This is a genomic window from Serratia sp. A07 (genome assembly GCF_058725505.1).
Map to the genome: position 1 here is coordinate 358,119 of NZ_JBZXDO010000002.1, position 6,677 is coordinate 364,795.

The window sequence follows — 6,677 nt, forward strand, 5'->3', positions numbered from 1 at the left end:
CAGCATGGCTGTAGACCAAGAAAAATCTCAATTTCAGATCGTTGCATCTATCGTTTTATTCAACCACAGCTATGAGCAGGTGGCGGGCACTTTGACGTCTCTTTTGGCCGAGCGCTGCGTTGATAAGATTGTTTTGGTCAATAACGGCGGTGCCGATTGGGCCGATGCTTTGGATAATGACCGTATCAGCTACATCTCTGCTGAGGGAAATGGCGGATTTGGCCACGGACATAACCTGGCAATGAGCCGCTACCTGGACTCCTGTGAGTATTTTTTGATCTGTAACCCGGATATCAGTTTTGAGATGGGGGCATTGGCGAGTTTGTATCAGTTCGCCAGCGAAGGGAAACATCAGTTTGTCTCTCCACGGATACATTATAGCGACGGCCGTTTTCAGTATAGTTGTCGTCTGTTACCGACACCGGCAAACCTTTTGCTTCGCCGCTTCCTGCCAAAATGGGGAGCTAAGATGGATATTGACTACGAACTGCAACATGCTGACTACGAGAGAAACTTTGCCGTGCCTTCCGTTTCAGGCTGTTTCATGTTGATGAAGTCGGAATTACTGGCTCGTTTGGAGGGGTTTGACGAGCGTTACTTTATGTATCTCGAGGATGTTGATCTGTGCCGACGGGCGCTTGAACTCACTGATATTATGTATTATTCAGGAACTACAATCACACACGTATTCGGTAAGGGATCATATAAATCTCTAACTTTATTGGGGTACCATATGCGCTCAGCGATTCTTTATTTTAACAAATGGGGATGGTTTTTTGACCGGGAGCGCTCTCGTTACAACCAGCGCTACTTGAATTCTATCCCGATGGCTTCTTCTCGCGATCTTCGCTGAGCCCCCGGCTATAAATTTTTGATAGTTTTTAAGGTATTGATTATGTTCATATATGTGGATGATCGGATAGTGGTCAACGCTGCCGAAGACGGTAAGGAGCTAAATGATGAGTAACCCTCATAAAAATAGGCCGCTGACGCCGTTAGGCCTCCTTCGCACTTTGTGGGGGTTCAAGTCGTTGATTGCGCAAATGACCAAGAGAGAAGTCGTCGGTCGTTATAAAGGTTCAACGATGGGCTTGGCCTGGTCATTCCTAAACCCGTTGTTCATGCTGGTCGTTTACACCTTTGTTTTTTCGGTGGTTTTTAAGGCGCGTTGGTCAGTAGGGGGCGATGAGAGTCGCACACAGTTCGCCGTGATTTTATTTGTAGGTATGATTGTGCATGGTTTCTTCGCCGAAGTGATCAACCGTGCGCCGCAGATTATCTTAGGAAATGCCAACTACGTTAAAAAAGTCGTGTTTCCTCTGGAGACGCTGCCCGTGATCAGCCTGTGCGCAGCCTTGTTTCACTCTCTGATTAGCCTGGTTGTCTTGTTGTGCGCCTTCTTTCTTTTTAACGGCTTTTTGCACTGGACCATTGTGTTTATTCCTTTGGTTTTCCTGCCACTGGTGATCTTTTGCCTAGGGTTGGGATGGGTGCTGGCATCTCTTGGGGTATTTATCCGAGATGTAGGCCAAACCACGGTGATTATTACAACGGTAATGATGTTTTTGTCACCGGTCTTTTTCCCGATTACCGCGCTGCCGGAGAAATACCGAATCTGGATTATGCTTAATCCGCTTACGTTCATTATTGAACAAGCACGTAACGTATTGATTTGGGGGACTCTGCCAGATTGGCAGGGGCTGATGGTATATACCCTGGCAGCTGCTGCGGTGGCGTGGTTGGGTTATGTCTTCTTCCAGAAAACCAGAAAGGGGTTTGCGGATGTCCTCTAATGAAATAGCTATTGAAGTCAAAGGATTAAGCAAATGTTATCAGATTTATGATCGCCCACGCGATCGTCTGAAACAGTTTTTCGCTCCTAAACTACAACGAGTTGCGCGTCGCGAATCTCGGCGCTATTTTCGCGAGTTTTGGGCTTTACGAGATGTCTCTTTCAGCATCAAAAAAGGTGAAACTGTCGGTATTATCGGGCGTAACGGTGCTGGCAAATCGACTTTGCTGCAAATGATTTGCGGCACGCTAACGCCAACGGCAGGGGAGATCCAGGTTAACGGAAGAATTGCCGCTTTGCTGGAGTTGGGTGCTGGTTTTAACCCTGAATTCACCGGTCGAGACAATGTTTACCTTAACGGTTCTGTTTTAGGATTTTCGCGCGAACAAGTCGATGCTCGCTTTCAGGAAATCATTGATTTTGCAGATATTGGTGAGTTCATCGACCAACCGGTGAAAACCTATTCCAGCGGCATGTATGTTCGATTGGCCTTTGCCGTTCAGGCGTGCGTCGAACCGGAAATCTTGATTGTCGATGAAGCGCTGGCCGTGGGGGATATTGGTTTCCAGTACAAGTGCTACAAGCGCATGGAAGCTCTTCGAGCTAAGGGCGTCACCATTATTATGGTGACCCATTCCACCGGCAGTATTCTTGAGTACGCCGATCGTTGTCTGGTGATGAATGATGGCCAGCTGGTTGGTGATACGCATGATGTATTAGCCGCGGTGCTCGCGTACGAAAAAGGTATGTTGTTGACCCAAAACTCGCCGAAAGAAAGAAAACAGCGTGCGGAATGCTCTGATGTCAAAGATGTAGCGACACTTCAGGCCATTCAGGCGGAACAGACTAATGCTGAAGTAGGGGAGAAACGCTTTGGCAGTGCACGTGCGATTATTGAAAGTTTGCAGATCTACAAATCTGACGGTACGCCATTGTCAGAAAAACCTCTTGTGCGGTCTGGCGAAGAGCTAACTTTAGACTACAGGATTTTGTCTTCGGAAGTCATCGAAGATGTGGCGCTCGGCGTTTCCATTTCCAAAGCTCAAGGGGGGGATATCTGGGGCGACAGCAACATTGCTGCTGGCGTTCCTATCGTTTTGAAACCCGGTGAGCAGCACATCGTATATAAAGTCAAACTGCCTATCAATTCCGGTGATTACCTGGTGCACTGTGGCTTGGCTCGCGTCGGCAAGGGGGAAAGGGAAGAACTCGATCAGCGTCGGCCGATGATGAGGCTGAAATTCTGGTCGTCGCGTGAATTGGGTGGCGTTATCCATGCTCCAATACAAATTTCGTTGGACGAGGAATAAAGTTATGCTGGCTGTTTTTTTACCGCCCTATCCTTTTCGCGGCGTAAAAGCTCCCTACCTGTGGGTGTTTTATCGGTTGCTGAGCACTTTGCAGGAAAAAAGCATTTTTATCACCGGCGGTGATTACTTGCGCGAGCCTGAGCTATGGCGTGAACAAGGGCGCTGGGAGTTCGATGTACCCACGATGAATAATCTGGGCTATTCGTTGCCGACTCAGGATATATTTGATCGACATGAGTTTGAACTACTGGATGATGGCCTGTTTGCTCGATTGTTGAATGAAACGCACGAAAATCCAATGGCTGCGTTCAATGTGTTTCTTACTCAGCGCATTCCCGAGTTGGAGTCTGAGCTTAAGGGGCTTTTACATGCGAAAATAAAATGTGGCATTGAGGGGATTCTCAGCATTTGTAATTGCCCTTCGCTGGAACATGTTGCGCAAGAGCTGGCGATTCCCGTTATTCACATTGAGGTGGGCCCTCTACGTTCGCCGATGTATCTGGGAACCGGTTACATTGATTTTCGTGGCGTAAATGGCAATACCGAAGCACAGGCGCGTTATCTACCTGTCGCAGATGATTGTCGAGTTCAGCTTTCAATGGCTGAGCTGCATCAATTTTTTGCACAGGATGCATTGCCACAGAAAGATATTGCGGAGTTTGAACTTGGGTTAGCGCTACAGGTTGAGGATGATTCGAATATCATTGCCTATAGCAATGGTTTCAATAACTTATCTATTCTCTCATATGCTCAGACGCAATGCCCTAGCGAAAGCATACTGGTTCGGCCGCATCCCGGCAGTCGCTTTCAGCTGCAAAACACAGCGTCTGAAATCGATCACTCATCCAATAGCCTCGAGTTCTTACTCCGCTGTCAACGGCTCGTAACCATCAACTCGAGCGTAGGTTTGGAAGGGTTGTTGCTTGAGAGAGATGTTCAAATATTGGGTGACACTTCGTATCGTTTCATCGATGAGGTCGCTGACGAATCTGAACGCGTGAACAGAATGGCGTTCTATCTGTTTTCTTACCTTGTTCCGTTCGAACTGATGTTTGATACGGACTATCTGCATTTTCGCCTGTCTAAGCCGGCAGAAATCGACATCGTGCGGTATCATCTTAATTATTATTCAGCGGGAGCTGACGGGTTGACAAGTATGAAAGGGATAACCATCGGTGAGTTGATCACGGAGCATGTTAAGCTGGACAATAACGTTAGAGCCGAAATTTTCCGCGTTATTGAAGAGCAGAAACAGCATATTGATGAGAAATGCCAGCAGATTGAATTGCTGGAGCAACGTTTGCGGTTGCAGCTCGAAGAAAATCTGCAGCTGCGAGAGTCAATGCTGCAGACGAAAAATCAACATGAGCAAATCATGTTGCAAAAGCAAAGCCAGCATGAGGAAGCCTTGCAGCGGATAAAAATCAGTGAAGAGAACAATAATAATAACTGCGAGAAGGAGCTGAAACGCGAAATCAACACGTTAAATTCCGCGTTGAGCCAAAAAGACGGTCTGCTGGAACAACAACATGCTTCCATGGCTTCGATTCGTAATAGCCTATCTTGGAAACTGACAATGCCAGTGAGAATGGTTGGTCGTGCATTGCGCGGCGAGTTTGGGGTCATTCGCGATTTTACCCGCCATTATTTTACACATCGTTTTATCGCTAAGAATTCATTGACAGCAAAGACATGGCGCGCATTCCGTAGCCACCCTCAACCCTATCGCGCATTGGGGCGTAAGGCTAAAACGGCATGTTCACTGATAACGAAAGGTCAATTCTCCGAGTTGATCGCTACCCTGCGCCGGGTGGCGAAAAATACTGCTGACGCACCGATGCCGTTAACGCACATAGATACTCAGCACATTGTGATTCTTGCTTCCCGACATACTCTCTACGTGGCTCATCGGGTAGAGAAGTCTTTGACCGACATCGGGTTGGGCGTCACGATTATTCATGCATACTCGGCTGCAGCAGACAGTGGCCAAATGCACATTGTTATTTGTCCCCAGATATTCCCTGAGCTGCCGAAGAATTTTGTTGCATTCCAGATGGAACAGTCAATTAACCCGCGCTGGTTCACGCCGGAGTACTTTGCAATTCTTGATCGCGCAATCGCGATTTTCGATTACTCGCTTACCAACATCGATTATTTACTGCAACATGGAGTACCCTATCAAAAACTGTTCTACATGCCGGTGTCCTCTTATGACCGTTATGCTGAGCATTTAAAGCAGGGAGGGTATAATCTTCAACCGTTGAAGGATGAAGCGCCGATTGATGTGTTGTTCTATGGCGATCCAAACTGTGAGCGGCGCCAGAATTACCTGCGTGAACTCTCCCAGCGCTTTAATGTGCATATCGCTTCGGAGGTCTTTGGTCAAGACCTGACTCGTCTTGTTATGCGAGCGAAGCTGATCGTTAATATTCATTATTACGAGGATGCACTGCTGGAAACCACCCGCTTGTACGAAACATTGTCCCTGGGAACGCCTATCGTCAGTGAAACCAGTTCGGATATTCAGCATCATGGCATGTTGAATGACGTCATCGACTTCGCTCCGGTAGGCGATATTGATGCGATGGCTGATAAAATCGAACGCTTGCTGGCTGATGAGAAACTTTATGCCCGTCGCCGGCAAGATATTGCGGCATTTACACGTACAGATTTGCAATTTGATGCTTATTTCAAACGTTATTTGCTGGCTAACGATCTGATTGATTTCCAGACTTACAAAAACAGTGTCGACTTTATCCCGCACAACGAAGTGGATATTCCAAAGTTGTGTTTGTCATTGACAGAAACACCGGTACGTAAGCAAGCGTTTCTCAGCAAACCGACCCATGGCTTCCAGGTCATCGAAGGCATCCGTCATCGTATTGGCTGGATTGGTTGCGGAATGAGTTATAAATACATGTTGTCAACGTTGGCCGAACGCTCTACCGAAATGGCCATGATTTGTGAAGATGACGTATTGTTCCCATTTGATTTTGACATTCAACTGGAGAAGGTCGTCGGGCATTTGCGCCATACTGAATGGGACTGGCATGTGTTTGCGGGCATCATTGCGCACTTACATGATGATACCGAAATTCTGGCTATAAAAGAAATTGATGGCATCGAATATGTTTATATCAACCGTATGACAAGTATGGTTATGAATATCTATTCTCGCCGCGGTATCGAGCTTATCAGCCAATGGAACGAGAAGAACATCGACGCTGAAAGCAATACTATCGATCGTTATCTGGAGTCCGCACCAGGTTTGACCGTTGTAACGACATTGCCGTTTATGGTCGGCTATGCCGAAGATCAACACTCAACGTTGTGGGGATTCGTAAATACTCAGTATACCGATATGATTCGCGGCAGTGAGCGGTTATTGGCCGAAAAAGTGGCTGCGTTTAAGGCGCGTCAGTCTGAAGCGACCAAGGTATAACGCAGTATTCATCTGAGCGCTGAAATCAAAACGGTCAGTCGTAGATGACTGACCGTTTTTTATTCCTAACTTAAAACCACGTCCTGTGGACGTGGTTATCGACTCGGTTTTGGCTCTGCCTGTAAAAACCTGC

General features: G+C 47.2%; 4 protein-coding genes. All 4 read left to right on the forward strand.

Annotated elements, in window-relative coordinates:
* Positions 1-4 precede the first annotated feature (4 nt).
* Complete coding sequence (locus AC4PR2_RS03640) at positions 5-853, forward strand: glycosyltransferase (protein WP_197801849.1); 849 nt, start codon at positions 5-7, stop codon at positions 851-853.
* Positions 854-959: 106 nt separating this feature from the next.
* Complete coding sequence (locus AC4PR2_RS03645; RefSeq protein ID WP_100396914.1) at positions 960-1,793, forward strand: ABC transporter permease; 834 nt, start codon at positions 960-962, stop codon at positions 1,791-1,793.
* A complete protein-coding gene (locus AC4PR2_RS03650; protein WP_100396915.1) occupies positions 1,783-3,102 on the forward strand; it encodes an ABC transporter ATP-binding protein in 1,320 nt (439 codons plus the stop codon). Before AC4PR2_RS03645 ends, AC4PR2_RS03650 begins: the two co-directional genes overlap by 11 nt.
* A gap of 4 nt (positions 3,103-3,106) precedes the next feature.
* Positions 3,107-6,544, forward strand: coding sequence for a GT99 family glycosyltransferase N-terminal domain-containing protein (locus AC4PR2_RS03655; RefSeq protein WP_197801848.1), 3,438 nt, complete (start codon positions 3,107-3,109; stop codon positions 6,542-6,544).
* Positions 6,545-6,677: the final 133 nt, after the last annotated feature.